Below are 25,935 nucleotides of genomic sequence, written 5' to 3'. Positions count from 1 at the left end.
GTACGGGCGCGGGACCACCCCCGCATGCGCGGGGACCACCAACCCGCCTAAATAGGACGGGTCGGATCGCTGGGACCACCCCCGCATGCGCGGGGACCACACGACAACGCCAGGAACGACCCTAGCCAGCCCGGGACCACCCCCGCATGCGCGGGGACCACGGCGGCGATGATCGCGGCTACGGCGTCCGGGAGGGACCACCCCCGCATGCGCGGGGACCACCTGGTGGAGGCTGAACAGGCCGTACTGGGCGCGGGACCACCCCCGCATGCGCGGGGACCACCAACCCGCCTAAATAGGACGGGTCGGATCGCTGGGACCACCCCCGCATGCGCGGGGACCACCCCCGGCACCGGCCATTGTGCCTTGAGCGCCCGGGACCACCCCCGCATGCGCGGGGACCACAGTTCCTGACCAGCGGTTTCATCTGAGAGGAAGCCTGTTTTTACTGACTTCTGCAAGATCCGGCATATCGGGCAATATTCCTGTTCTTTGCTCGCCCACGGTGCGGCGTCATGATTATCCCGCATCATCGGGTCGCCATCGATATCCGCTTCCCAAGAGGATCTGCCCGCTCAACGGCTCCTTGGCTTTTGGGGCGAGAACGCTGCTGCGGGATGCAAGTCAAGGCTCCGTGCGAATGGACGGCGCGGGAGCTTCGCACGGGTTTCTTACCCCTGATGTCTGACCACGGGATTCCCATTGAGGTTGTTGCCCGGGGCGTGGGACACAGCCCTACCGCTACCACGGAACGGGTCTACCGGAGGCAGTTGCGCCCTGTGATCGCTGGTGGAGCGGAAGCGATGGACCGCATCTTCGGCGTCGGTGGTTCCCAAGGCTGAGTCAGGGCCCATGAATCACCATCCGTGGTTCCCGTTCTGGCTCCCGGTGGACGGAGTCTCCATGTGGGCGACGGCGTGACCTGTGCGGAAGCCACAGTTGGAGCCAACCCCGCCATTACCTCTCGCGTAATCGACCGCCGTCATCCCCGCCGGCAGTCTGGACCCACCGGGACCCGGGCGGCGCACTCCGCCCGGGTCACTGGAACACGAGAGTTCAGCCGATCCCGATGGAGGCCGATCCACCATGTCCGCCACGTTTCTCTCCGGTATCGCCCGCACCACCGAGCCCCGGGCCATGCTGCGCCGCTTCCTGCTCCTGGACGCGGTCGTCACCGGAGTCAACGGCCTGGCCTACGCCGCGGTTCCCGGCACCGTCGCCCGACTGACCGGGGTGGGGGAGGGGCCCCTGCTGGTCCTGGGGATCTTCCTCATCGGATACGCGCTCCTGGTCGCAGTGGTCGGCGCCCGGCGCAATCCGCCCGCGTTCCCCGTGAAGCTCGTGATCGAGTGCAATGCGCTGTGGGTCGTGCTGAGCCTCGCCTCGCCCCTGCTCTGGTTCGACCCGACCGTCGCGGGTTCGGTGTGGATCGTGCTCCAGTCGTTGGTGGTGGCGGCTTTCGCCGCGCTTCAGTGGGCCGCTCTCGGGGCTCGGGAGACCCCCTTCAGAGGGTGAGCGAGCGCAGTAATTCGACGGTCGCCGGGTCTCCGGGCAGGAACGTCTCAATGGCCAACTCGGCGACCGTCACATCCATGGGGGTGTTGAAGGTGGAGATCGACGACACGAAGGAGAGTACGTGCCCGTCATGTTCGATCTGCATCGGCAGCGCGAAGTAGGGATGCGGGGCGAACTCATGGCTGGCCTTCATCGGTTCGCCGCGTGGCGGGGTGGGATAGCCGGCCACCTCCTCGTACACGGCGCGCAGTTCCCGGGAGCGGACCAGTGCGATCTGACGCTCCATCTGGGTCAGGAGATGGGCGCGCCACTCACGCAGATTCCGGATGCGCGGGGCCAGGCCCTCGGGGTGGAGCGTGATGCGCATGGCGTTGAGCGGCGGTGTCAACAGATGGTCCGCGACCCCCTCCAACAGCATGCCGATGCCGCGGTTCGCCGCCACCACGTCGTAGACGCCGTCGACGACGAATGCCGGGGTAGGGCTCGTAGCCCAGCAGGAGCCGATCGATCCCCTCGCGCAGCCCTGCCATCGCGGGATCGGCGAGGGGGGTGTCTCCGCGTACTTGGGCGCATCGCCCGCGGCCAGGAGCAGTGAGTTGCGTTCCCGGACGGGCACGTCGAGGTGTTGGGCGAGGCGTAGGACCATCTCCTCGCTGGGGCGGGAGCGTCCCGTTTCGATGAAGCTGATGTGCCGGGCGGAGGAGTCCGCGCGCAGGGCCAGTTCCACTGGCTCACCCGTCGCCGCTCGCGCCAACCGCGCAGGAGCGGACCCACTTCCGTCGTCCTCGATGCGGCAGTCGTCAAGTCTCGACGGTAGTACGCCGGATCGGGCGGAGGAGTGCCAGGGGGCTGGTCGACCTCGTCAGTCCTGCCAGTCCTTCGCTTCGCCGAGCAGGGCCGCGAGGCCGGCGTCGATGTCGAGGGCCTGACTCTCCGACTCCGTCGGGACCGTGGCGTACGAGTGGAGCAGGAAGTGCCGCAGTCGACCGCTGGCGAAGCGCAACAGGGCCACTCCCTCGGCCGAGCGCAGTTCCACCATCGTGTGCGTTCGGTTGTAGGGCCAGATGTGGACATCGCCCTCACCCGACGGCGTGTGCAGTCCTGAATCCAAGAGCGCACGGGCGAAGGTCCAGGTCACGCACGCCCCGTCGAGGGAGACCGCGGTGGGGAAGATCATGTGGACCGCAAGCGGGTCCTGGGCGTCGTAGTTCAGACGAACGGTCACGGTCACTGGCTCGGGTGCGTCGCTGATGAGGTGGGCCGGGACCGGCTGTTCAACAGTGGGGAACATCGAGGCGCTCCTCTGTGGCTGCTTGGTCAACTCCTCGTGGGCTACGACGCAGTTCGGCTCCGGGAAACTCCACCAGGAGGACGATCGTATGATGTGACCTGCGTCACTTTTGTTGGTCGGTGTTGTCTTCGCCCAGCTCAGACGGGGTCGATGGGGCGATCCTCAAGGGCGCACGGCTGGACCGCGCAGCGGACTCCGTACGACATCCAGGTGATTCGTTGACGACAACGGGCCCGACAGGTCCATCGACCGATGACGGTGGGTGCGTACTCGTGTGTCGGCGCGGGGACCGGACCGGGCCGAACCGTCGCCCGACGCGGTACGGTGCCGTCGCCGGCAGGCTGTGCCTGGTCCTCTCCGTCGGACGGGGGCTCCGCTGAACCGGCGGCCTCCTTGCGGACCGCGTCGGTGACATAGGGCGAGCGCAGTATCTGCGACAGCCGCACCAACCCCTCCCGCCCGGGACTGAGCGCCGCGGTCAGCGCATGGACCCCCGCCTGTGCGGGATCCGAGCCCTCGCCCGGTGGCTGACCGTCGCGGCGTGCCTCCACCGCCGTGACCACCATCGCCGCCACGCCCACCGCTTTGGCGTACCTCCGGGGCGCGTAGCCCACGACCGCCGATGCATAGGCCCGGCGCCGCACACGGTCGTCGAGGTACGGCTGGAGCCTGAGCAGTTCGTCGTGAATCACCGTCTCGCGGACCGTCAACCGCAGTTCGGGCGCGGCCCACCAGGGAATCCGAGGGCGCCTCGGCACCTCTGCACCCGGCTGTGCGCGGCTGAGCCAGTGCCACAGCGCACCGAGTCGGGTGTACGTGAGGCCGGCTTGGAGGGCTGCCGTGAACCGCGGTGCGAGGAGGGGCACCAGGAATCCGATCGCCGTGGTCAGCCCGCCGGCCGAGGCCAGCAGCGGCGCGGCCGTCGTACTGAGCACGTCCCAGTTCCCGCCCGCCCACCGAGCGCTGATCGCGGTCAGCTTGGCCACCCCGAAGGAGAGGTTGAAGAAGAATCCCGCCACCAACAGACACAGCCCCACCCGCAGCCACTGGCCCACCGCCCGCGCCCACAGGAGGCACATCAGCGTGGTCACGGCGGCTGCCACCGTGTGCGCCAGCAGATAGAGGACGATCATTTCCCGCAGGAAGGGGGTGTGGGCGTAGTACGTGTCGAAGTCCCGCAGTCGCTCCACCGGGGCTTCCCCGAGGACGAAGAGGACAGGAAGGACGGCGATCACCGTCCCGTACGCCGCGATCCAGCCGCGGGTCACCCGTCTGACGCGCTCCGGAGGGCCGCCGCGCCAGTACGCGATCAGGACCAGACAGGTACAGCTGAACGCACACAGGAAGCAGTAGACGAGTGGGGCGGCGATGTTGGGCGTACCCGTGAGGCCGTTGATCAGGGCGATGGTGGCGGGGGCGGCGAGGACGAAGCAGGACGTGGCGGTGAACAGCAGGAAGTGCACCGAGCGTACGAGCGGATCACGCCAGCCGCGGCGCAGCGCGGGCAGTCTCGCGGCCAGGGCGATGGCCAGGAGGACGGACGGGAGGTAGTAGTCGCTGTTGCGCATGGTTCAGCCTTGGCGGTGTCCGAGAGATGCCTGGATACGCTGGGCGAGTGCGCTGGTGGGTGCGGGGTCGCCCGGTCGTTCCAGCCAACGGCGCAGCTGGGCCCCGAGCTCCAGTCCGAAGGTTTCTGCTTCCGTCTCCTGCGCCTGGCGGAAGTCGGTGCGCGCGGCCAGTTTCGCCACGGTCGGCAGGCCGGTGCTGTCGGTGGCCAACCGGGCGGCGGTGGCCGTCCCGTCAGGTGCCCGGTGTGCGGGGTCGACCAGCACGCCGGGATGCGCGCTGCCGTGTCCGGCGACCATGTGCCAGACCTCATGGCCGAAGATGATCAGTTGGTGCAGGGGTGAAGTGGTCGCCTGGACGCAGATGACATCCCGGTCCGCCATGTCCAGATAGAGCCCACTGGCCGTTTGCGGAGGGAAGTCGACCAGATGGAGGACCACCGGCCTGCCGCGCCGTTCGCTGAGTCGGGCGCACAGGGCGGCGAAGACGTCCTCGGGTCCGACCGGCCTGGCCTGTTCGATTGCACGGGTCAGTTCGTCGCGAAGCTGGCGCATCGCGCTCTTGGTGCCCACTCCGCTCCCCCGCTCGACGACCTCGGCCTGCGCCCACACCGTACCGAGGCCGAGGGGGTGTGGGCGCGGACTCCCGGTAACGTGCTGAGGAATCCGGACACGATCAGGTGATGTCCGGCGGATCCTGTTGTGCCGCGCGATCTGGTGCGCGGTGTGCCCGGGCCGCGGTTCCGTGTCGCTTTCCGGTGACTTCGACCCGGGGGCCAGGACCCGAGGCGCTCCGATCGGCGGGTCCGGACTCGTGCCGTACTGCGGCCGGTTCGCGTGGGCCGCCCCCGCCACCGCCACCGTCTGCGTTGTTGGGGTCGCTGTGTTCGTGCAGTTCGCTGTGTTCGTGCGGTTCGCTGTGTTCATCGGGGTCGAGGAATCCGAGCTCCCGCCGGGTCAGCGGCGGGCCCGACAGCCGGGGCCGCAGTGGCCCCCGTACCGCTCCGATCAGCACGTCGGGGCGGATCAACCGGTCGAATCCGGACTGGAGCGTCATCACATCCGTGAGCGCCTTGGCCATGGAGTACGAGCCGGTGGAGGTGGTGACGAGTCGGTTGACGTAGCGGCTCAGCAGCCGGTCGACGGCGTTGGGGAGCCGGCCCCTTGAGCCGGGGTAGAAGATGTCCTGCCCGGTCGCGAGCGCCCATGCCACCTGGGCGGGCCGGGCGATCGCGCGCTGGGCACGCCGGGCGAGCCCCGGGGCCGTGACCCCGGCCCGGCGCAGTTCGTCACGGAGTGCGACCGCTCCGAGCGCCGCCACCGACATGCCCTGACCGTAGATGGGGTTGAGCGCGGCGACGGCGTCGCCGACCGCCACGAATCCCTCGGGAAGCTGCCGGCACCTCTCGTAGAGCCGCCGTCGGTTCACCGTGCTGCGCGTCACCGTGATCCCGCTCAACGGCTCGGCGTGCGCGAGGAGCTCTCCCACCAGCGGATGGCGCACACTTTTGGCGAAATCCAGATAGGTGGCTTCGTCGTTCGTCGGCTCGCCGCCGCGGGTGCCCGACAGACTCACCAACCAGCGCTGGTCCTCTATCGGCATGATGCTCGCGGACTGGCCGGGCCCGGGCAGCCGGGCGTCCGGTTGGATGACGAAGACTGGCGAGTCCTCGGAGCCGGCCGGGGCGCGGTAGACCCTGCTGGCGTACGCCACCCCCGCATCGACGGCCAACTCCCTGACCGGCCCGACCCCCAGCTCCCGCAACCATCGGGGTCCCAGTGAGGAACGGCCTGAGGCATCGACGACGAGATCGGCCGTCAACAGCTGCTCGGAGCCGTCCCTCAAGCGTATTCGGACCCCGTCGACCCGCCGTGCATCGCCCGTCAGACCCAGGGGTTCTGCCTCCTCCACCACGGTGACACGCGGCTGATGGACCACCAAGTCTCTGATCGCCCAGTCCAACAAGTCCCGACTACAGGCGATCAGATAGTGCGATTCCGGCCAGCGTCGATACCACCCCCCGGGGGACAGCGAGACCATTCCGGTGGGCAGCGGAACGCGCCGGGCACCGGCGGCCAGCAGTTCGCCCGTCACCCCGGGGACAAGTGACTCGACGGCGTCCGCGCCACCCGACCACAGTGCATGGAGGTGCCGTGCCTGCGGCAGTCCCTTGCGGGGGAGCGGCTCCTTGGGCAGGGAGTCGCGCTCCACGATGGTCACCTCGTCCACGAACGCCCGGCACGCGGCGGCTGCCAGAACACCCGCGAACCCTCCTCCGATGATCACTGCCCGACGCACCCGGGCGGCTCGCGGGGATCTGAAGGGTTCACTCATGAGTTGCTGCTCTCCGACAAGGCCGCCCGGCGGCACGCTTCATGGACGAGGGGCGAACGGCGCAGTGCCAGGGACATCTGCACAAGATCATCCGCTTGGGTGGAAGGTTGCACGGACTCCTTGCCCTCGACAAGGGTCATCCGGTTGGGGTGTGCCGCCTTTACTTCGCCGGCCGCGGCGACCATCGCCGCGTCAGCGAGGATGCGGGCCCGGTCAGGGGGATGCCCCTGGGCCAGGGCCTGGCCGTAAACCTCGTCGTGGATCGCCGAGTCGAAGTACGGCCGCAGACCGATGATCGCGTCATGGATGGCGGCCTCGCGCTGGGTGAGGCGCAGCTCCAGCGAGGCCCAGGGGCCGATGGCCACCGTCGATGTGCCGCTGCCGGAAGCGCCCGTCAACTGTCGTTCCAAGGTGGCGAGACGGTGGTACCGCACGGCCGTTCGCCAGCCGATGCCGACCCGTTGGGTCACCAACGGGAGGATGAAACCACCGCCCACCAGCGGGGCCGCCACCGAGGCCAGCGGACGGGCCACATCGGTGGACAGGGTGTCCCAGTCGTGGCCGACCCAACGGGCACCCACGGCCGACAGCTTCGCCACGTCGAAGCCGAGGTTGAGGATGTACCCCCCGAAGATCAGCAGCAGGCCGACCCGGAGCACGCCCTTCACCTGGAGCGACCAGCGCCAGCACAGCACGGTCATCACGACGGAGGCCACGCTGTGCGCCAGGAGGTACAGCACGATCATCTCGCGGATGAAAGGGGTGTTGGCGTAGTAGGTGTCGAGGTCCTCGCGCCGTTCCACCGGTGCGTCCCCGAGGATGAACAGCACGATCAGAGCGATGATCACCAGTCCATAGGCGATCACGCAGATCGACGAGGCCCTTCGGGTCGCTTCCGTGGTGCCACCGCGCCAGATGATGATCAGTACGACACAGGCGCCGCTGAAGGCGGTCAGCACCGCGTAGACCATGGGGGCGGCGAGATTGGGAATCCCGGAGATCCGGTTGATCGCGGCGACCGTCGGAACGGCCGCCAGCAGGAACACCAGACTGGCGACGAGCAGCAGTCCGCAGACCGCGCGCAGCAGGATGTCGTGCCGATTGCGCACCAGGGCCGGCAGCTTCACCAGGAAGGCTCCGAAGAGGAGCGCGGCGGGGGCCGTCATGCTCACGTCGTCCATGGGGCACCACCTCGTCCGGGGTGCACGGCGACGCCGGCCGTCGGTCCTCGGCGATCCGATTCCGGGCGTGCGCTCGATCGGCGCACTGCCCCGTCCATGCTCCGCACGGCCCACCCCCGGTTCTGCCCGACGCTCTCAACCGCCCTTGAACGGACTCGTCGGGTTCCTCCACCCACGTGTCACCGTACGCCGCGGGCTGTGCCCCGCGCCCCTCGGTCCCTCGGGGCGGACTTCCGCGCGCTGGGGGGTCGTGGGGGCGGGTAGTACGTATGCCGCGATGTAGTGCATCAGTATGCAACAGGCTTGATACGTCACGACAGTTGCCCGGGTACCGGTCCGTCGGGACGGCTGTGTGAGGGCGATCGGCGCCTGGTCGGCACTCCTCGATCAGGCCGGTTGCCGAGGTCCCTCCGCGGTGGGGTGACGCGGGCGGGCGAGAGGGTACGGGGGCGTCCCGCGAGGGGATCGAAGCGGAGGCCCGGTAGCGGCGCGAGCTCCCGCCGCGACGGCGTTCCTGAGGGGCGGTGGCGGTTGCACCGCATGGACGTACAAGCGTTCGAGGTCGCCCCGGACCGGGTGGGCTCGATCCGCACATGGATCCCGATCCGCACATGGGATCCCGAACCGTCCTGGGATCCCGAACCGCACATGGAGCCCGAACCGTCCTGGGATGCGGTGCTCCACGGTGCGGGGCACCATGGCCCCATGCTGCTGGCTCGACTCGCCGACGTGTCCCGGGACGTGGCCGCGACGTCAGCGCGTTCGCGGAAGACCGAACTACTGGCCGAGCTCTTCTCGGACACCGACCCCGCGCTGGTCCCCCTGGTCATCTCCTACCTCGCCGGACGCGTCCCCCAAGGTCGCATCGGCATCGGATGGAGCACCCTCAAGGAGCCGCCGCCGCCCGCACGCGACGCCACCCTGACCGTCTTGGGCGTCGATCGGGCGCTCACCGGGCTCGCCGCACTCCAGGGCCCCGGCTCCCAGGGGGAGCGCAGACGCCTGGTGACACAGTTGATGTCCGCCGCAACCGCCGAGGAGCAGCAGTTCCTCACCCGATTGCTGATGGGAGAGGTGCGGCAGGGGGCCCTCGACGCCATCGCCCTGGAGGCCGTCGCCCGGGCCGCGAACGCGCCGCCGCCGGCCGTGCGCCGTGCGGTCATGCTCGACGGCTCCCTCCCACGGGTCGCCCGGACGCTCCTCGCCGAGGGCCCGGACGCCCTCGCTCGGTTCCGGCTCAGGGTCGGCACCCCCGTACACCCGATGCTCGCCCACACCGCGAAGACGGTCGGTGACGCCGTACGAACGCTCGCCGTCCCCTGTGCGGTGGAGGAGAAGCTCGACGGCATCCGGATCCAGGTCCACCGGGACGGTGCGCTGATCCGGATCTTCACGCGTTCCCTCGACGACATCACCGATCGGCTGCCCGAGGTGAGTGCGGCGGCACGCGGCATGGGAAGCGACCCCTTCATCCTCGACGGTGAGGTCATCGCGGTGGACGCATCGGGCCGACCCGTGCCCTTCCAGGAGATCGCCTCCCGGGTGGGGTCGCGCACCGACGTGGCTGCGGCCCGTGCCGCGTTGCCGGTGTCGCCGGTCTTCTTCGACGTCCTGACCGCGGATGGCGAGGACACCCTCGACCTGTCAGGCGCTGAGCGCCACGCCGTCCTCGCCCGGGTCGTTCCCGAGCCGATGCGCATCCGGCGGACCGTGGTCCTCGACCCGTCGGACGACCGCCAGCTCACCGAGGCCGAGGAGTTCATGGCCGCCACCATGCGGCGCGGCCATGAAGGCGTGCTGGTCAAAGCACTCGACGCGCCCTACTCGGCGGGCCGTCGCGGACGCTCCTGGTTGAAGGTGAAGCCCGTACACACCCTTGATCTGGTGGTCCTCGCCGCCGAGTGGGGGCACGGGCGCCGTACCGGGACGCTCTCCAACCTCCATCTGGGCGCACGCACCGCGGACGGCACCTTTGTGATGCTCGGCAAGACGTTCAAAGGACTGACCGACGAGATGCTGCGCTGGCAGACCACCCGACTCGGTGAACTGGCGGTCGACGACGACGGATTCACGGTACGGGTGCGCCCCGAGTTGGTGGTGGAGATCGCCTACGACGGGGTGCAGCGCTCGTCGCGCTATCCGGCCGGGGTCACCCTGCGGTTCGCCCGAGTGTTGCGCCACCGCCCCGACAAGTCCGCCCGCGAGGCCGACACGGTGGACCGGCTGCTCGAAGACGGTCCGGTGGTCGCGCCACCGGAGGCGGGGGCATAACGTCACGCAGGAGCCAGGAGCCAGGAGCCAGGAGCCAGGAGCCAGGAGCCAGGAGCCAGGAGCCAGGAGCCAGGAGCCAGGAGCCAGGAGCCAGGGCGCCGTTGGGTGTCATCCGGCCGACGCGCCCATGTCCGGGCGCTCACCACCATCTGCGCTGAGGCCGAAGCCGTCCATCGGAACTGTCCGCCGAACCCGTCCGTCGGCGCGGCGCCGCCACGGTCCGCCGAGCGTCGACTCGGCGGACCACGGCAACCCGGGTCACTCCTTCCAGGCGCCCTCCACCACCGCGTCCCGGGCGAAGTCCACGAAGTCCTTCGCCTCGCGCCCCAGCACCTCGCGCACGGTGTCGGTGGTCGACGCGTTGTGTCCGCCCATCAGCATGGTGCACAGCGCCGCCAGCCAGGCGGCGTCCGGCTCGGGGAATCCGACCTGCTGGAGCAGGGCGGCGAACTCGTTCTCCGACACCGGCAGGTACTTCACCTCGCGGCCGAGCGCGGCCCCCAGCTCCGTGGCCGCCTGCTCGAACGTGAGCAGCCGCGGGCCGGTGATCTCGTACGTCCTGCCCAGATGGCCGTCCTCGGTCAATGCGGCGACCACGACGTCGGCCAGATCGTCGACGTCGATGAACGGTTCGGGTGTCTGCTCTCCGGGAAAGGCGATCGCCCCCTGGGCGACACTGTCCGCCAACACGCCTTCGGAGAAGTTCTGGGCGAAGAAGGCCGCTCGTACGACGGTCAGCGGCACTCCCGACTCCCGTAGCGCGTCCTCCGCCACCACTGCTTCCGGCTCACCGCGGCCCGACAGCAACACCAGCCGCTGCACTCCTTGCGCCGCGGCCACCCGGCCGAAAGCGCTCATCGCCTCGACCGCTCCGGGCGCCGCGAGATCGGGGTAGAAGGCCACGTACACCGAGGTCACCCCTTGTACCGCCGGGGTCCAGGTGGCTGGGGACTGCCAGTCGAAGACGACCTCGCCCGCACCGCTCCCGGGGGTGCGTGAACCCGCCAGGACCGGGGTGCCCAGGGTGCGCAGCCGCGCCGCCACCCGACGGCCCGTCTTGCCCGTCGCCGCCGTCACCAACACCGTATTCTGCTCTGCATTCGCTGTCATGACACCAGGTTCGACCACTCAACGTGGACGATCCATGCTGCAGAGGCTCAATCCCATACGTCTGCGTCTAGGCTGCTCTCATGGATGCACTTGCCGGACTGTTGGACGGGCCACGTGCCCGTGAAGCCTTTCTGCTCCGCATGGTGGTGACGCCGCCCTGGTCCGTACGGGTCGAGGACGAGGCTCCCCTCTCCTTGATGTGTCTGACCGAGGGATCCGCCTGGATCGTCCCCGAGGGTGGGGACCCGGTCCGGCTCCATCCGGGTGATCTGGCCATTGCGCGCGGCCCGGCCCCCTACACCATTGCGGACCGCCCCGACACTCCGCCCCAGGTGTTGGCCGGTCCCGGCGGCACCTGCCACACCCTGCGAGGGGAGCCGCTCGATCAGGCCATGCGCATGGGCGTACGGACCTGGGGCAACGACCCCAACGGCAGCACCGTCCTGCACATCGGCACCTACCAGGTGCAGAGTGAAGTCAGCGGCAGGCTGCTCGACGCCCTGCCCCCGCTGGTCCACATCCCCGCCGGCACTTGGACGTGCCCGCTGCTGCCCTTCCTCGCCGAAGAGATGGAGCGGGAGGAGCCGGGGCAGAGCGTGATGCTCGACCGGACGTTGGACCTGCTGCTGGTCGCCGCCCTGCGCTCCTGGTTCGCCCGGCCCGAGGCCCACGCACCGGCGTGGTACGTCGCCCTGGGCGACCCCGTCGTGGGACGGGCCCTACGGCTGATGCAGGACGACCCCGCCCACCCCTGGACGGTGGCTTCCCTCGCCGGTGCCTGCGGGGTCTCCCGGGCCCAACTCGCCCGACGCTTCCATGAACTCGCGGGCGAGCCGCCGATGACCCACCTCACGCGCTGGCGCCTCGACCTCGCCGCCGATCTGCTGCGCACCACGAACGCCACGATCGACACCGTGGCCCGCAAGGTCGGCTACAGCGGTTCGTTCGCGCTGAGCGCCGCCTTCAAGCGCGTTCGCGGCATCAGCCCGCAGGAACACCGCACGGGAATCGCACTGCCGACACGACAACGACCTCCGTCCGCACCTCGGGCACGGGCGATTTCGACTCCATGAGCGATCACCACCAACGCGCAACCCGATTGGACGGGGGCGAGTTGACGGGGGTGCCGGAAGGTTGCGACGTCCGGGTGGTGTTGCTCAGGGGCAGCGTTCAAGCTGCCACTGCTGACCGGGGGAGTCGCTGTCCTCCCACTGCTGCACCCGGGCGCCGTCCTCCTTGCTGCCGTCGGCGACCTCCAGGAGGAGCCCGCTGATGAAGCTGACGATGGAGACCGTGCCCGGGGCATCGAGCCGCTGTTCGACGATCCACTCCTGCGCGCCGAAGTTGTTGGCGCGCCACTGCTGGACGCGGGCTCCGTTCTCGGTGGAGGCATTGGCCACGTCGAGCCGCTTGCCGCTGGCGACGCTCACGAAGTGGTAGAGACCGCCGCCGTTCGGTACGGGGTCGATCTGCCACTGTTGGGCGACGGAACCGTCCTCCGCGCCCTGCTGCACCACGGCGCCGCTGCCCTTCGCCCCGCGGTACACCTCCAGGAGCAGTCCACTGCCGGTGTTGCGCACCAGGTACCGGCCGGCCGAGAGGGCCCCGCTCACGTCATGTACTCCTCGCTCGACCCGATACTCACATCGAACAATTGTACGAGAATATGGGCGGTGTTGCGACCCGTGACCGCATGGGAGGACGGGCGGCCCGGGTCGCCGAGGTGAACGACCGCTGTCTCAGGCGACGTTGAAGGTCGCCGGGTCCGGCCCCAGCCGCCGGTCCTCGTTGAGGGCCTTCAGTGCGGCCAGGTCGTCCGCGTCGAGTTCGAACCCGAACACATCGAGGTTCTCCCGGATGCGGGAAGGCGTCACCGACTTGGGGATCCCCACATTGCCCAGCTGAAGGTGCCAGCGCAGCACCACCTGTGCCGGGGTGCGGTCGTGTTTGTGTGCCACGGCCACGACCGTCGGGACCTCCAGCAGGCCCTTGCCCTGTCCCAGCGGTGACCAAGCCTCGGTCGCGATGCCGTGCCGGGCGTGGAACTCCCGGGAGGCTTCCTGCTGGAGATGGGGGTGGAGCTCGATCTGGTTGACGGCCGGGACGACGGAGGTCTTGTCGAACAGCTGCTCAAGGTGCTCCGGGAGGAAGTTCGAGACGCCGATCGCCTTGACCCTGCCGTCCGCAAGGATCTTCTCGAAGGCCCGGTAGGTGTCCGCAGCGGTGTCCTGCGCCGGCATGGGCCAATGGATCAGATACAGGTCCGCGTAGTCCAGACCCAACCGGTCCAGAGATGCGTCGAACGCGCGCAGGGTGGAGTCGTACCCCTGGTCGCTGTTCCACAGCTTGGTGGTGATGAAGAGGTCCTCGCGGGGCAGTCCGGAGGTGGCGACCGCTCGGCCCGTACCGGTTTCGTTCTCATAGACGGCCGCCGTGTCGATGCTGCGGTATCCGGCCTCCAGGGCCGTGGTCACCGCCTGCTCCGCCTCGTCGTCCGGCACCTGCCAGACTCCGAATCCGAGCTGGGGCATCGCGACACCGTTGTTGAGGGTGATGGAGGGGACCTTGCTCACGAGGGGGGAATCCTTACGTCGTCGGTGGGTGCTCTCCCATTCTCCCTGGAAGAACGATCATTCTCGGGAGGGCATTCCCTTGCAACCGACGGTACGGCCAAGGGGAGGCATCTCGCTTTCGTTCGAGCGTTCGATGGGGGTGGTGGTGGGGCGCGATGGCCGCGTGTGCCCGTCACTCATGGGTCTCCGGGGTTCGGGAAGCACCGTGATCCATATGGGTCGGAGTGCGGCTGCGCTCGCGTCGGTTGACGTTCGGCTGCTCGCTGCCGTTCGGGTTGCCGTGAGCCGTGAGCCGTGAGCCGTGAGCCGTGAGCCGTGAGCCGTGAGCCGTGAGCCGTGAGCCGTGAGCCGTGCGGGCTCAGGGCGAGTTCGGTTCCCGCTCCACGGTCAGGGTGACCTCGAAACGCGGCTCGCCGGCCACCGCCCCCGCTTCGGCCGCCGGCGTCAGTCCGAAACTGACCTCCATGCCGGAGATCTGCCAGCCGTCCTCTTCGGGCGTCTGTGCCAACGACCGCTGGGCGATTCGCGACGCCTGGACGATGACCTTCTCCACCTCCGCCGAGCGCTCGCCCGGTGCGGGCGTGGGCCTCGTACCGTCGCTGATCCGACCGAGCGCCACGGTCTCGACCTTGACCTCGGTCATCCGGTGACCTCCCCCGTCAAGCCTGTGCTCCAGTGCGTCGTGCCGGCCGTCGTGACCGGCCCATGCGACGTCCGGATGGCACGCGGGGTGGGCCCGTCGGTCTACGGTGACCGGCGTCGCCCAGCCTAGCCATGCGTTCCACCACACGGGGATGCTTCCGGACACAAGATCGAGAAGGCTCCTACCGGCGGGTGGCAGTGCGCCCCGCCGCTCCTCGTCTCGCACCTGCACCGGGCCCGGCGCCACCGCCGTGGAGTGTGTGGGGGCCGGCGCGCCTCCTACTCGCGCAGTTCGGTCTCCAACTCGCGCACGAGCGCCGCGGCGTCGTCGAGGACCCGTACCTCCAGGGCGTCCATGTTCGGATCGGCCGCCCTTCGTGTACGGGCCTCGGCCAGGCAGTCGGCGTGGGCTCCCCCCAGATGGATCAGGGGGTCGTGCCGCTGGAGCAGGGAGACGAGCACGGCCCGACCGTGTGTGGCCTCGGCGGTGGGGCCCACGGCGACCTGCGCCAGGATCAACGCCGTCATGGCCCAGTCGAGCGCCGGGTGCCCCTCCTCGGTGTTGCGCCAGTCGATCACCATCGGCCCGCTCGGGGTGAGCATCACATTGTCCGGATGCAGATCCAGATGCAGCACCCGGTGTTCAGGGTCGGTGGAGACGCGGGCGGGAATCGTGTGGAGGCGGTGCAGGAGATCGGCGAGCATGGCACCCGTCTGATCGGCGGAGACGGCGGCCTGCCGCATCGCCTTGCGCAGGGTGGGTCCGGACAGTCGCTGGAGGACGAGTTCACCGCGGGTCGCGTGCGAAACCACCTGGGCCTCGGGGCCGTGGTTGCCCTCGGACGACCGCACACCCGGTACCGGGTAGCCGTGTTCGGCGACATGGCGCATGACGAGTGCTTCGGCGGTTGCGTCGCCTCCGTCCCGGTACCGACGCAACACCCATCGGTCGTCGATCGCGAACACATCCGCTGAACGGCCGAACCCGACCAGTTCCCCCAAGCTCATGACGAGAACACTAGTTCAACGGATGCGCCGTCAGTCGGCGCATCCCCCAAGTCCGGCAGCGACCCCGGGCCGCCGGGGCACGGTGCACCGCGGAGGTCGACCGGACGCCTGCACCCGGGGTGGTCGACGCGGGGCAGGCGGCCGGGTCGACGCGGCGCTGTCGCCGTGGTGCCCGCGGTGCGCGTGCCCCGGCGTCAACGGTAGAGCGCCGCTACTTCCGCGGTGTACGCCTCCTCGATCGCCCTGCGCCTCAGCTTGAGCGACGGGGTCAGCAACCCCTGTTCCTCGCTGAAGGGCTGGGCCAGTATCCGGAACGTACGGATCGCCTCCGCCTGCGAAACCAGGGAGTTGGCCGCGACGACTGCCCTGCGGATCTCCGCCTCCAACTCCGGGTCCCGCACCGACTCGGCCGGGCCGAGCGGGCTCCGGCGTCGCATCGTCAGCCAGTGCTCCACGGCTTCCTGGTCCAGGGTGACCAGGGCCGCGATGTAGGGGCGGTCATTGCCGACGAGGAGGCACTGGGAGACCAGCGGGTGGGCCCGCACCCGTTCTTCCAGTACGACCGGGGACACGCTCTTGCCACTGGAGGTCACCAGCATCTCCTTCTTCCGCCCGGTGATGGTCAGATAGCCGTCGTCGTCGAGGGAACCGAGGTCCCCGGTGGCCAACCACCCCTCGCGCAGTACGGAATCGGTGCCCTTGCGGTCGTTGAGGTAGCCGGCGAACACATGGGGTCCGTGCAGCCACACCTCGCCGTCCTTGGCTATGTGGACGGTGGTCCCCGGGACGGGCTGTCCCACCGTGCCGTAGCGGGGGCGCTCCGGTGGGTTCACCGTCGCCGCCGCTGTCGACTCCGTGAGCCCGTAGCCCTCGTAGACCTGTACGCCCGCACCCGCGAAGAAGAGCCCGAGTCGCCGCTCCATGCCCGAGCCTCCGGACATGGCGTGGCGCACCCGGCCGCCCATCACCTCGCGCAGTTTGGTGTACACGGCCTTGTCGAAGAACTGGTGTTGCATCCGCAGTGACGCGGACGGTCCGGGGCCGAGTCCGAAGGCGCGGTGCTCCATGGCCTCGGCGTAGCGCACGGCGACGTCGACGGCCCGGTCGAACGGGCCGATCCGCCCTTCTGCCTCCGCCCTGCGCCGTGCGGTGTGGAAGATCTTCTCGAAGACGTACGGCACGGCCAGGAGGAACGTCGGCCTGAAGGTCCGTAGCTCCGGGAGCAACTCGACTTCATGGAGGGTCGGTTGGTGTCCGAACCGTACTCCGCTGCGGATCGCGGCGACCTCGACCATCCGGCCGAAGACATGGGCCAGGGGAAGGAAGAGGAGGGTGGCCGGCGAACTGTTCGGGCGGGTGCGGAACAGCGGAGCCCAGCGGGCCGCCAGGGTGTCCGCTTCGAACATCAGATTGGCGTGCGTGATGACACAGCCACGGGGCCTTCCGGTGGTGCCGGATGTGTAGATCACGGTGGCCGTGGAGTCGGGGGTCACCGCCCGCCGGTGCCGGTGCACCACCTCGTCGTCGATGTGCGCGCCCGCTGCGACCAGGTGGCCCACCGCACCGGTGTCGAGTTGCCACAGCCGCTTCAGGAGCGGCAGCCGTCCGATGACCGATCCGACCGTCATCGCATGGTCCTCGTGCTCGACCAGGCAGGCCGAGACTTCGGCGTGGTGCAGTATCCACAGGACCTGTTCCGTGGACGAGGTGGGGTAGATGGGGACCGACTGGGCCCCGACCGTCCAGATCGCGAAGTCGAACAGCGTCCACTCGTACCGCGTACGTGCCATCAGCGCCACGCGATCGCCGAAGCGCACTCCCTGGGAGATGAGCCCCTTGGCCAGCGAGAGCACCTCGTCCCGGAACTGGCCGGAACTGATGTCGCGCCAGATGCCGTCCGCGTCCTTGCGCCCCAGGGCGATGTGACCGGGATCGTCCCGGGCGCGGTCGAAAACGGCATCGGCCACTCCACCGACCAGGGGCGATGTGTCCAATGGCGGGACAGTGAACTCGCGCAAGGGCCTGCTCCTTGTGGTGCTCCGCACAGCGCCGCGACCGTACCCCACCTTCCGGTCGGGATGGCCGCTGCTGGGAAATCATGCGGAAAATCCATCAGTGCAGGTCAGAAACAAAGAAACGATCATACGTCGGTCGTTGGGCGGGTACTTCTGACTCTTCAGTAAGTGTGAGTGTCCGAAAACTCCACGGAATCTGTACCGCGGCGTGACCGCGGCTTTACCGATCCGTGGAGACCGCTTTACGAACTTTGACGGAGGGCGCAGTGGACGGAAGCCCATAGCGGGCAATCAGATGCGATCGCTTGCCTCCCACCCATTGCTTCGCGACCCACGTCCGAGTCGATGACCACCTCTCCTGGCCCGACGGACTCCGCCGCAACATCCGCCCCAACTTCCAACCCTGCAACAGGTGTGACGTGGAATTCCCGCTTCCCGCGACCCGTCCGGGCAGCTGGACGCACTCGCCCGCTCCCGTCCCCGGCGACGGCCCCGCCCGCGGCGAAACCGACACGCGAATGCTTCGACAAACGGCTACCGCCGTTGATCGCGATCTGCTGAGATATGGGCACGGATCGTGACGTGGGGGACGGGACTGATGCCGCAGCACTTCGGGCACCTGCTGGGCTTGCCCGCAGCCGTCCCAGCGCTGCCCGCCGCCCCCCTCGTCCCCCGGGTCGACGAACTCCAGGGTCATCAGCGAAGGCTGAAACTCCGTCATGCCGCGGACGCGCTCTTTCCCGACACGCCCGTCGACTCCCGCCGCTTTCGCGTGCTCGACGGCCTCCACCGGCCCGAACGGGGTCGCCACTGGCGCGCCGTGAACCGCCGCACCCTCAACGAGAGCCGGGACGTCTGGCACGCCCTCCCCGGCATCGACCGCTCCGCCGTCACCGCACTGTTCGCCCGCTATGACCAGGCCCTGGCCGCGGACCCCATGGCACTGCGCCGCATCGTCCTCTACGAGTTGACCGTCCTCCTGCAACAACACCCCCGCGGCTGTGGTCCGGAAGCCGCCCGCGAGTTCGGAGTCGACCCGGACGAATGCGAGGCCCTCGCCTTCGCCGTCCGTCAACGCCCGCGACTCACCGTCGAAGGACGCGAAGCCGCCGAGCACATCGTGGACGCCTGGCACCTCGGAGAACTGCGCCGTGCGCACACCCATGCGACGCGGATCGGCGACACCGGCGGCGACCAACGGCTGGACGCCCTCATCCGGAAGATCACCCAGCGCCGAGCGGCGGCCCTCGCCTCCCTCACCGAAGCCGACCGGCTGGAGCGCACCGGACGACTGGCCGACGCCGGCGCGCTGCGGCTTCGTGCCGCCCGTACCGCCGTCGACGAGAACGCCCCCGTCACCGCGTTGTTACGCACCCCGCACGACGGCCCGCGGATCCGGGCCCGGATCCGGCCCGACGCCATCGACCTGGAGTGGTCCGGCCACACCACCGGCCCCTACCGACTGGTGCGCGCCAGTTCCCGCCGCTGGACCGTCTTGGTCCCGACCCTCGACGCGACCGCGTTCACCGATGACACGGCCCCACTCGGTGAGCGGGTCCACTACGCGGTCCTGCCCCTCGAAGGCCCTGCGGACCCGCGCGTCCGGGAACTGCCCCTGCACAGCGCGCCCCTGCTCTTCGCGCCTGACGTCGGCCAGCCGCACATCACCGACGCCCGCGCCCGCATCACCGCCGCGTGGCAACCACCGCCCGGTGCCAGCGACATCATCGTGGCGCGCCACCCCGGCGGACACCCCGTGGCGTCGACGCTCGACGGGTTCACCGACAGGGACCTCGTCCCCGGCGACTACCAGTACACGATCTGCTGCCACTACCGCACGGCGAGCGGCGAAGACGGCCTGTCTCCCGGCATCACCGTGTCGGCGACGGTCCACCCCTGGCCCGATCCGATCACTTCCCTCGATGCCACACCGGCGGGGGACTGCGGCTCGGTCAACGCCGTCTGGAGCGGCGGTCGGGGAAGTGAGGTCCGACTGCTGGACCTGCCGTCCCGCACCCCCGCCGAAGGCACCGATCTCCTCCTCGACGAGCTGCCCCCGCACCGCATCGTCGCCTCGGCCCCCGCCGCACGCGGAAGTACGGAACTCCGTCCGCCGCGCGGCACCCGCGCCCGGCTGACGGCGGTGAGCGTCCTCGACGGACGGGCCCGCATCGGTCCCTCGATCCAACTGGAACTACCCGCGCCCGTCGAACGGCTGACCGTCCTGCGGGAGGCACCCGACCAGGTCCATCTGGCCTTCGACTGGCCCGGTGACGCGGCCCGGGTGCAGGTCAGCTGGGAGCAGTACGGGCACCAGCACCAGCAGATCGTCACCAAGTCGGCGTATCTGACCAGGGGCGGTCTACGGCTGGATGTCGGCACCGCGGCGGTCCGTTTTCGGGCCGAAGCGGTCGTGCTCGCCGACGCCGATGTGGTGATCCCCGCGGGAGCCGGCGCCACCGTCGAGCTCCCTCCCTACCGGGCCATCTCCTACGAACTGGTCAAACCCGGTTGGCGCGCCGGCAGCCGACGCCGAGTCGTGCTGCGCGCCGAGTACCCCAACCGGAGCGATCCGAGCGAGAGTGACCTGCCCGAGTTCGTGCTGGTCGCCCGTGCCGGCGGAACGAAGAAGCTCCCCCCGCCCCGCCCCCGCAACCCCGCCGACGGCGTCACCGTGCTGCGGCTCAGCGGGGTGGAGATCGGTGACGGCGACCCCGTCCAGCGAGAGATAGACCTGGCCGCAACGGGCGAGAGCGCCCCGTACACCCTCCGCGCGTTCCTCCTGGGGCCGCACGCGGACAGCACGCGATTGAAAGAACCCCCGCACGAACGCCTGGTGGTGCGCTGACGTGACAACGGTCATCTGTCCCTACTGCTTCGCTCGTGGAGCAGCCTCCCGACTCCGCTACCGCTGTCTGATGACCCGTACGGGTCTGCGCGGCGGGCGGCAGCCCTGCACGCCCCAACGGGACGACACCTGGGCGGAGTTCAAGGGCAATGCGATCGGCCCGCAGGCCCGGATGCGAGGCCCCGTCTTCGACAGTCGGCGCGCACTCGGCCCGGTCCGCAGCAGGGCCGCCTGCCCCGACTGCGGAGTGCTCACCCCCGTCAGGGTGTGCGTGTCGTGCCACAGTGACCTGCCGAGCGACTACTGCGACCAGGACAGCCGCATCATCGCCCTGGTCGGAGCCAAGGCCACCGGCAAGTCCACCTACGTCGCAGTCCTCGTCAATGAACTCCGCCACCGCGTCGGCCGGGTCTACAAGGGGGCGCTCGCCGCCATGGGCAGCGACACCCAGCGACGGGACAAGGAGATGGCCGCCGAACTCTACGACCGGCTGCACCTGCCGGGGGCGACCCGTCCCGCCGCACTCGGCTTCAACGACCCGCTGCTCTACCGGCTGAGCCTGCCCAGCACCTCACGGTTCGGGGACGGCAGCAGACACACCGCACTCGTCTTCTTCGACGCCGCGGGAGAGGACCTCGGGGACGCCGCCGCCATGGACCGGTACACCGACTACCTCGCCGCTGCCGACGGCATCATCCTGCTCGTCGACCCTCTCCAGCTCCCCTCCGTACGGCAGGAACTCCCCCCGGGCTACGGACCTCCGCTTCCGCCGATCGAAACGTCCCCCCAGCAGATAGCCGCCGACATCGCGGGACAGCTGCGCGGTCACGGCAGACGGGGCACCCGGGGCAAGGTGAGCACCCCGCTGGCCGTGGCAGTCACCAAGACGGACATGCTCCGGCCGATCCTCCAGCCACAGTCGCCCCTGCTGAACAACGCACGCCACGACGGCGGGGTCTTCGACGACACAGGACGGGTCGCCGTCCACGAGGAGGTGCGGTCCCTCCTCGACGGCTGGGACGGCGGCGAACTGCACCGCAGGCTCGATCGTGACTTCGCCGACGTCTCCTACTTCGGCCTCTCCTCACTCGGCGCCTCGCCCCCCGCCACCGCACCCGCGGACGTACCCACCAGCGGTCCCCAACCCGTCCGCGTCGAAGACCCCCTGCTGTGGCTGCTCGCCCGGCGCGGGCTGCTCACCGTGCGCAAGTCCAAGGGAGGCGGCGCATGAACCGGCCCGGAATCCTGCCCCAACTGCACTACACATCGGCCGCCCCCGGCCCCGACGGCTCAGGCTTCCGGTTCACCGCCGTGAGCGACACCGTGCCCGCCAACCTGCTCCGCGAGATCGAACAGCTCGTCGGCTACGAACCGCCGCCCGATGCCCCCAGCCGGCCGAGCGCCGGCGAACTCGCCTCCTTCCCGACGGCGTTCACCCACAGCACCCTCTCCGACGGCAGCCGGCTGCTGTGCCACAGCGTCTACACCGGCGCCGACTACAGCGGGCGCTACGGCAACTTCCACGCCCACGCCGTCTGGCTCCCCAGCGGCGCCCCCGTTCCCGGGGGCCGGCTTCCGGTGGAACTGTGGCACTCCCCGTCCTGGGCGTCGGCGACTCCCGCGACCGGCCGGCCCGACCCACTACCCGAACTGCGCCCGGGGCAACACCTCGATCGCACCGGACTGACCGCGTTCGCCGTGTCCCGGGCCGACCGGCTGCCCGCCTTCCTCGCCGACGTACGCACCCTGCTCACCGTCCCCGACGCCCCCCAGCTCATCCTGGCCGAGGCCGAACCCCACGACGTCATGCAGTGGGTCGCCCTGGCCAGTGCGGTGCTCCCACGGGAGCTCGTGACCACGCTCACCTTCACCTCGTACACCCGCCGCCCCCTCCAGGCCACCCAGCAGATCATCGGCATCCGCCCGGAACCCGGCTCGGGGCACACCATCGGCAACGATCACCGGTACCGCGTGTACGACATCTCGTCCCCGCAGCCGCCGGCCACTGTCGACGATCCCTGGGCCGCGGTCGCCGCCCGCATCTGGCGGGCCGGACTGCCCCAACTCTTCGCCTCCGCAGCCGCACTGCCCGTCGAACGCGCCGCCGACGGCCCCTTCGACCACGCCCGGCTCGCAGCGGTCGCCGCGGCCGAATGCGTGGCGCTGGACTCCATGAGCCGGGCCGCCGCCGCCCGTTGGGCGCATCGCCACGGACAGGGCGAGGACGCAGACTTCTGGGGCCCGTTGCTGGTCACCATCGCGGAAGGGGACGGCGGTCGGACGAGCGCCGAATGGCTCGCGCTCAGACCCCTGTCCGCACAGTTCGCCCGGATCACCGGACATCCCGCTGTAGGTGTGCTCCGGGACGACCTCCGCGCCGCCCTGGCCGACCTCGCCGGCCACCCGCTGGAGCTGGTGCTCGCCCTCCTCGCCCTCGCCGACGCCCTCGCCGTCCCGACCACCGAAGCCCTCCCGGTGCTCGCCGAACGGGCCACGACCGCCCTCCTCACCCAACTCGGCCCCGGCGCGCGCCCCACACCACCCCGTGCCAGTGACCTCGCGGACGGTACGAGCCACCCCGGTCCGGAAGGTGCCACCGACCCGGGCGCCCTCCCGGCAGACGACCCGGCCGCCGTCACCGCGGCACTCAGCCGCCACCCCGGCGTCCGGGCCGCCGTCCTCACTGCACTGGACCGGGCAGCCGAAACCGGTGACCCCGCCGCACTCGCCGCCGTCGTGCGAGCGGCCCTGCCCGATGCCGACCTCACCGCCACCCCCCATCTCCGGATGGGCGCCATGCACTGGCAGAAGGGCGACGACCCGGTCCGGGTCTTCCACACCCTGGTCGCCGAAGCCGGGCCCGAGCACCGCGGCCACCCCGCCATCCTGCGCACCGCGCACCGGCTGGTCTGGGGCAACCGCATCCTCACCACGGGCCACGCCCGGCTCCTCGTCAATGAACTCCCGCCCGACCGGCTGGAGCCCTCCGGGATCGCCGAGCTCGCCACCCGCGCCGCACTCAGCGCACCCGCAGACGACGTCGACGCCCCACAACTGGCCGCCGACCTCCTGTACTACGCCGTCCGCCCCATCGAGGCCCGCACCCGCAGCGCCCTCTCCCTCCTCGCCCTCGCCGGTCGAATCGTCGACGACACTGCCCCGCCCGGGTTCACCGAGCAGGCCGTCACCCTCTGCCGCACCGCTGACCCCGTGGAGGAGTCCATCGCCCGCCGTGTCGGCACCGTCATCGCCGAACGGCTCCTCTCCAGCCGACCGCACCCAGGGGAACTCGAACAGCTCGCCCGCTCCGAGCAACCCGCACTCCTGGCCGCCTACCAGGCCGTCGCCACCAGTGACACCATCCGCGACCGGCTGCGCGTCTCACCCACCTACCTCGCCTCCTGCTACATCCACTGGTCCAGCGGACGCAGCCTCAACCCCGCCTGGGAGAGCACTCGCACCGCGCTGCTCTCCGACGTGCTGCGGCCGATCGTGCGGAAGCTGCCCCCCGAGACCATCGCCCAGATCACGAGCGAACTGGAACGGCCCGGGGGCCGTTGGGCGGCCGACTTCCGCGATTGGAGCCGACCGGGCCGCATCGCCCGCTTCGGCGGTCGTCTGCTGGGCCGCAAGGCCGCCGACCAGCCAGGAACCGGCACCATCCCACCCGGTGAGGAGCGCCTTCGGTGAACCCCTGGATCCTCTACCCCGCACTGGTCGTGGCCGGGTACAGCGGCATCGTCGCCCTCTGCATCACCCTGTACACCCTGCCCGTCGTCAGCATCAGGACCATCGGCGCCGTCGGGCGACGCATCGGCCCGCTCAAGAGCGGCGCGCACGATCCCCGTGCCGTGCCGACCGCCACCACCGACCCCGCGCACTCCTCGTACTGGACACACCAACTCCGCGTGGACGCGCTCAGTTGGGTCAGGGCCGCCGGTACGACCCTTCGGCAACTGCTGATCAGCCGCTGGCTCGGCACCAATGCCCGCAACCTCCTGTGCGGCAGACGTCCCTCCACTCCCGTCGGTCGCCGCTCCGGCCGACCGTCCGAGGGCGCCGTCGCCGCCACCGTGCTGGTCCTCACCGGCCCCGGCTACGGTGTGGGAGCCCTCATCGGAACCTCGGCCGCGGCTGTCCTGCTGCTTCTGATCACCCTGGTCTTCGCCCTGTTGTTGGGGCTGGTGGGCGTGTTCCTGGCCGCCGCGGCCCTCACCCTGCGCACCCTGGACCGGATGAGCCAGTGGGGCCGGCGGGTCCGGATGAAGTGCCCCTACCCCGGCTGCTACCAACCCATCGACCTTCCCGTCTACCACTGCCCCGGGTGCCCGGCCGTCCACCGCCGGCTGCGCGCCGGCCGCCTCGGGATCTTCCGCCGCGTCTGCGTCTGCGGGGAGCGGCTGCGGACCAGCCTGCTGCTCGGCCGCCACACGATCGCCGCGTCCTGCCCGCACTGCAGCCTTGCGCTGCCCCGGTTGCTGGGCACGACCCGCATCGTCCACATCCCCATCGTGGGCGGCACCTCCTCCGGCAAGACCATGCTGATGACCGCGATGTTCGCCGGACTGCGCTCCTGGTCGGACCGTGGCCAGATCACCGTCACCTACGCCACCGACGAGGACCGCAGCGAACTGCGCCGTCTCAAGGGCCAGTTGAACCAGGACGGCTGGGTGCACCGCACCGCGACCCAGCAGCCGCGGGCGATGATGCTCCAGATCACCCGTGGACGCACCCGTCGACTGCTCTATCTGTACGACCCGATGGGGGAGACCTTCCAGGACTCGGTCGTCGTGCGGGAGCAGCAGTACCTCGCACACGCCGACGGAGTGGTGCTCGTCGCGGACGTCCTCGCCGAACCGGAAGTACGCCGCGAACTCGGCGACGCCGACACCCAGAAGGCCGGCGGCGCCCGCCCCTCACCCGAAGGCCCCAAGGACACGTATGACCGCCTCGCCGGTGAGTTCTCCGCCCTGTCGGGCCGGCGCGCCAAGACGCCCGTGGCCACCGTCGTCACCAAACGCGATGTCCTCGACCAACTGACCTCGCTGCCCATCCCGGGCGCCAGGATCGACGACTGGCTCGGCGCGATCGGACTGGGCGACCTCGTGCAGAGCCTCAGCCATGACTTCGGCGCCACCCGCTACTGGGCCGTCAGCGCACACGCCGCCACCGGAGCCGGCGCGCTCGACGGCGAGAGCAGACGAGCCGCCGAACCCGTCCTCTGGCTCCTCTCCCGCACCGGGCTCCCCGTGAAGCCCCTCCTCACCAGCGAGGCGGCCAAACGGTGAAGGCAAGCCCCAAGAGCGCATGGGCAGCAACGGCCGCAGTACCCGCGCTGACCGTAGGAACCATCCACACCAACGGCACAACACGGCGGTGCATACCGAGGCATCCGTGCAGTTCAACGCACCAGTACGGTCCCGTGTGCCCCGCTCGGCGCACGACACCCGGCACGCACGGGCGCGGCACACACCGGACCGAGGCACCGGCAAAGCACCCCCGCGCGCCCGTCGGGGTACGCCCCCAGCGTGCGCCGGCACACACCGCGGTCGTACGCCCCACTCTCTGGGCGGACCAACAT

General features: G+C 70.0%; 18 protein-coding genes, 1 pseudogene and 1 CRISPR repeat array. Of the genes and pseudogenes, 7 read left to right on the top strand and 12 right to left on the bottom strand.

Annotation, left to right across the window (positions count from 1 at the left end; all coding sequences use genetic code 11):
• Positions 1-10: 10 nt before the first annotated feature.
• Positions 11-405: a CRISPR direct-repeat array (repeat unit 29 nt; unit sequence GGGACCACCCCCGCATGCGCGGGGACCAC).
• A 681-nt stretch (positions 406-1,086) separates the two neighbouring features.
• Positions 1,087-1,515, top strand: coding sequence for a hypothetical protein (locus ACFXJL_RS20305; RefSeq protein ID WP_384694278.1), 429 nt, complete (start codon positions 1,087-1,089; stop codon positions 1,513-1,515).
• Here ACFXJL_RS20305 and ACFXJL_RS20300 read toward each other — a convergent pair.
• The 6 genes and pseudogenes from ACFXJL_RS20300 to ACFXJL_RS20275 form a co-directional block, all read right to left on the bottom strand.
• Positions 1,505-2,319, bottom strand: a pseudogene (locus ACFXJL_RS20300) (helix-turn-helix domain-containing protein). The gene ACFXJL_RS20305 and the pseudogene ACFXJL_RS20300 sit on opposite strands and share 11 nt — an antisense overlap.
• Positions 2,320-2,377: 58 nt before the next feature.
• Positions 2,378-2,806: an SsgA family sporulation/cell division regulator gene (locus ACFXJL_RS20295; protein ID WP_384638524.1), complete on the bottom strand. Its 429-nt coding sequence runs from the start codon at positions 2,804-2,806 to the stop codon at positions 2,378-2,380.
• A 137-nt stretch (positions 2,807-2,943) separates the two neighbouring features.
• Positions 2,944-4,374, bottom strand: a complete 1,431-nt coding sequence (locus ACFXJL_RS20290) for an MAB_1171c family putative transporter (protein WP_384694274.1) — start codon at positions 4,372-4,374, stop codon at positions 2,944-2,946.
• 3 nt (positions 4,375-4,377) lie between these two features.
• Positions 4,378-4,926 (bottom strand): hypothetical protein, encoded by a 549-nt coding sequence (locus ACFXJL_RS20285; protein ID WP_384694271.1) that lies wholly within the window; start codon positions 4,924-4,926, stop codon positions 4,378-4,380.
• Between the two features lie 121 nt (positions 4,927-5,047).
• Positions 5,048-6,706, bottom strand: a complete 1,659-nt coding sequence (locus ACFXJL_RS20280) for an FAD-dependent oxidoreductase (RefSeq protein WP_384694268.1) — start codon at positions 6,704-6,706, stop codon at positions 5,048-5,050.
• Entirely contained in the window at positions 6,703-7,887 is a 1,185-nt protein-coding gene (locus ACFXJL_RS20275; protein ID WP_384638512.1) for an MAB_1171c family putative transporter, read from the bottom strand. Before ACFXJL_RS20275 ends, ACFXJL_RS20280 begins: the two co-directional genes overlap by 4 nt.
• Before the next feature lie 705 nt (positions 7,888-8,592).
• Here ACFXJL_RS20275 and ACFXJL_RS20270 point away from each other — a divergent pair.
• Positions 8,593-10,158, top strand: coding sequence for an ATP-dependent DNA ligase (locus ACFXJL_RS20270; protein WP_384694425.1), 1,566 nt, complete (start codon positions 8,593-8,595; stop codon positions 10,156-10,158).
• A gap of 258 nt (positions 10,159-10,416) precedes the next feature.
• Here the strand turns inward: ACFXJL_RS20270 and ACFXJL_RS20265 are convergent, their stop codons facing one another.
• A complete protein-coding gene (locus ACFXJL_RS20265; RefSeq protein ID WP_384694266.1) occupies positions 10,417-11,268 on the bottom strand; it encodes an NAD(P)H-binding protein in 852 nt (283 codons plus the stop codon).
• Positions 11,269-11,348: 80 nt separating this feature from the next.
• On the opposite strand from ACFXJL_RS20265, the gene ACFXJL_RS20260 reads away from it, so the two are divergent.
• On the top strand, positions 11,349-12,341 hold the full coding sequence (locus ACFXJL_RS20260) for an AraC family transcriptional regulator (RefSeq protein ID WP_384694263.1): 993 nt from the start codon (positions 11,349-11,351) through the stop codon (positions 12,339-12,341).
• Between the two features lie 84 nt (positions 12,342-12,425).
• Here the strand turns inward: ACFXJL_RS20260 and ACFXJL_RS20255 are convergent, their stop codons facing one another.
• The 5 genes from ACFXJL_RS20255 to ACFXJL_RS20235 all read right to left on the bottom strand — a co-directional run bounded on the left by ACFXJL_RS20255 (position 12,426) and on the right by ACFXJL_RS20235 (position 17,509).
• A complete protein-coding gene (locus tag ACFXJL_RS20255; RefSeq protein WP_384694260.1) occupies positions 12,426-12,881 on the bottom strand; it encodes an RICIN domain-containing protein in 456 nt (151 codons plus the stop codon).
• Between the two features lie 126 nt (positions 12,882-13,007).
• Positions 13,008-13,841: an aldo/keto reductase gene (locus tag ACFXJL_RS20250; protein ID WP_384694257.1), complete on the bottom strand. Its 834-nt coding sequence runs from the start codon at positions 13,839-13,841 to the stop codon at positions 13,008-13,010.
• 358 nt (positions 13,842-14,199) lie between these two features.
• Complete coding sequence (locus tag ACFXJL_RS20245) at positions 14,200-14,484, bottom strand: hypothetical protein (protein WP_358877821.1); 285 nt, start codon at positions 14,482-14,484, stop codon at positions 14,200-14,202.
• 278 nt (positions 14,485-14,762) lie between these two features.
• Positions 14,763-15,491: a phosphotransferase gene (locus tag ACFXJL_RS20240; RefSeq protein ID WP_384694254.1), complete on the bottom strand. Its 729-nt coding sequence runs from the start codon at positions 15,489-15,491 to the stop codon at positions 14,763-14,765.
• Between the two features lie 194 nt (positions 15,492-15,685).
• Positions 15,686-17,509, bottom strand: coding sequence for an AMP-dependent synthetase/ligase (locus ACFXJL_RS20235; RefSeq protein WP_384694251.1), 1,824 nt, complete (start codon positions 17,507-17,509; stop codon positions 15,686-15,688).
• Positions 17,510-18,104: 595 nt separating this feature from the next.
• On the opposite strand from ACFXJL_RS20235, the gene ACFXJL_RS20230 reads away from it, so the two are divergent.
• Genes ACFXJL_RS20230 through ACFXJL_RS20215 form a run of 4 tightly spaced genes read left to right on the top strand, consistent with a single transcriptional unit; the run spans position 18,105 to position 25,642 of the window.
• Complete coding sequence (locus ACFXJL_RS20230) at positions 18,105-20,354, top strand: hypothetical protein (protein WP_384694249.1); 2,250 nt, start codon at positions 18,105-18,107, stop codon at positions 20,352-20,354.
• 1 nt (position 20,355) lies between these two features.
• Entirely contained in the window at positions 20,356-21,585 is a 1,230-nt protein-coding gene (locus tag ACFXJL_RS20225; RefSeq protein ID WP_358877817.1) for a hypothetical protein, read from the top strand.
• Positions 21,582-24,044, top strand: coding sequence for a GTPase-associated protein 1-related protein (locus ACFXJL_RS20220; protein WP_384633387.1), 2,463 nt, complete (start codon positions 21,582-21,584; stop codon positions 24,042-24,044). Before ACFXJL_RS20225 ends, ACFXJL_RS20220 begins: the two co-directional genes overlap by 4 nt.
• On the top strand, positions 24,041-25,642 hold the full coding sequence (locus tag ACFXJL_RS20215) for a hypothetical protein (protein WP_358877815.1): 1,602 nt from the start codon (positions 24,041-24,043) through the stop codon (positions 25,640-25,642). Before ACFXJL_RS20220 ends, ACFXJL_RS20215 begins: the two co-directional genes overlap by 4 nt.
• Positions 25,643-25,935 lie beyond the last annotated feature (293 nt).

Source organism: Streptomyces sp. NPDC059256 (genome assembly GCF_042753785.1).
GTDB lineage: Bacteria > Actinomycetota > Actinomycetes > Streptomycetales > Streptomycetaceae > Streptomyces.
This window is presented reverse-complemented; position numbering and strand designations above follow the sequence as displayed.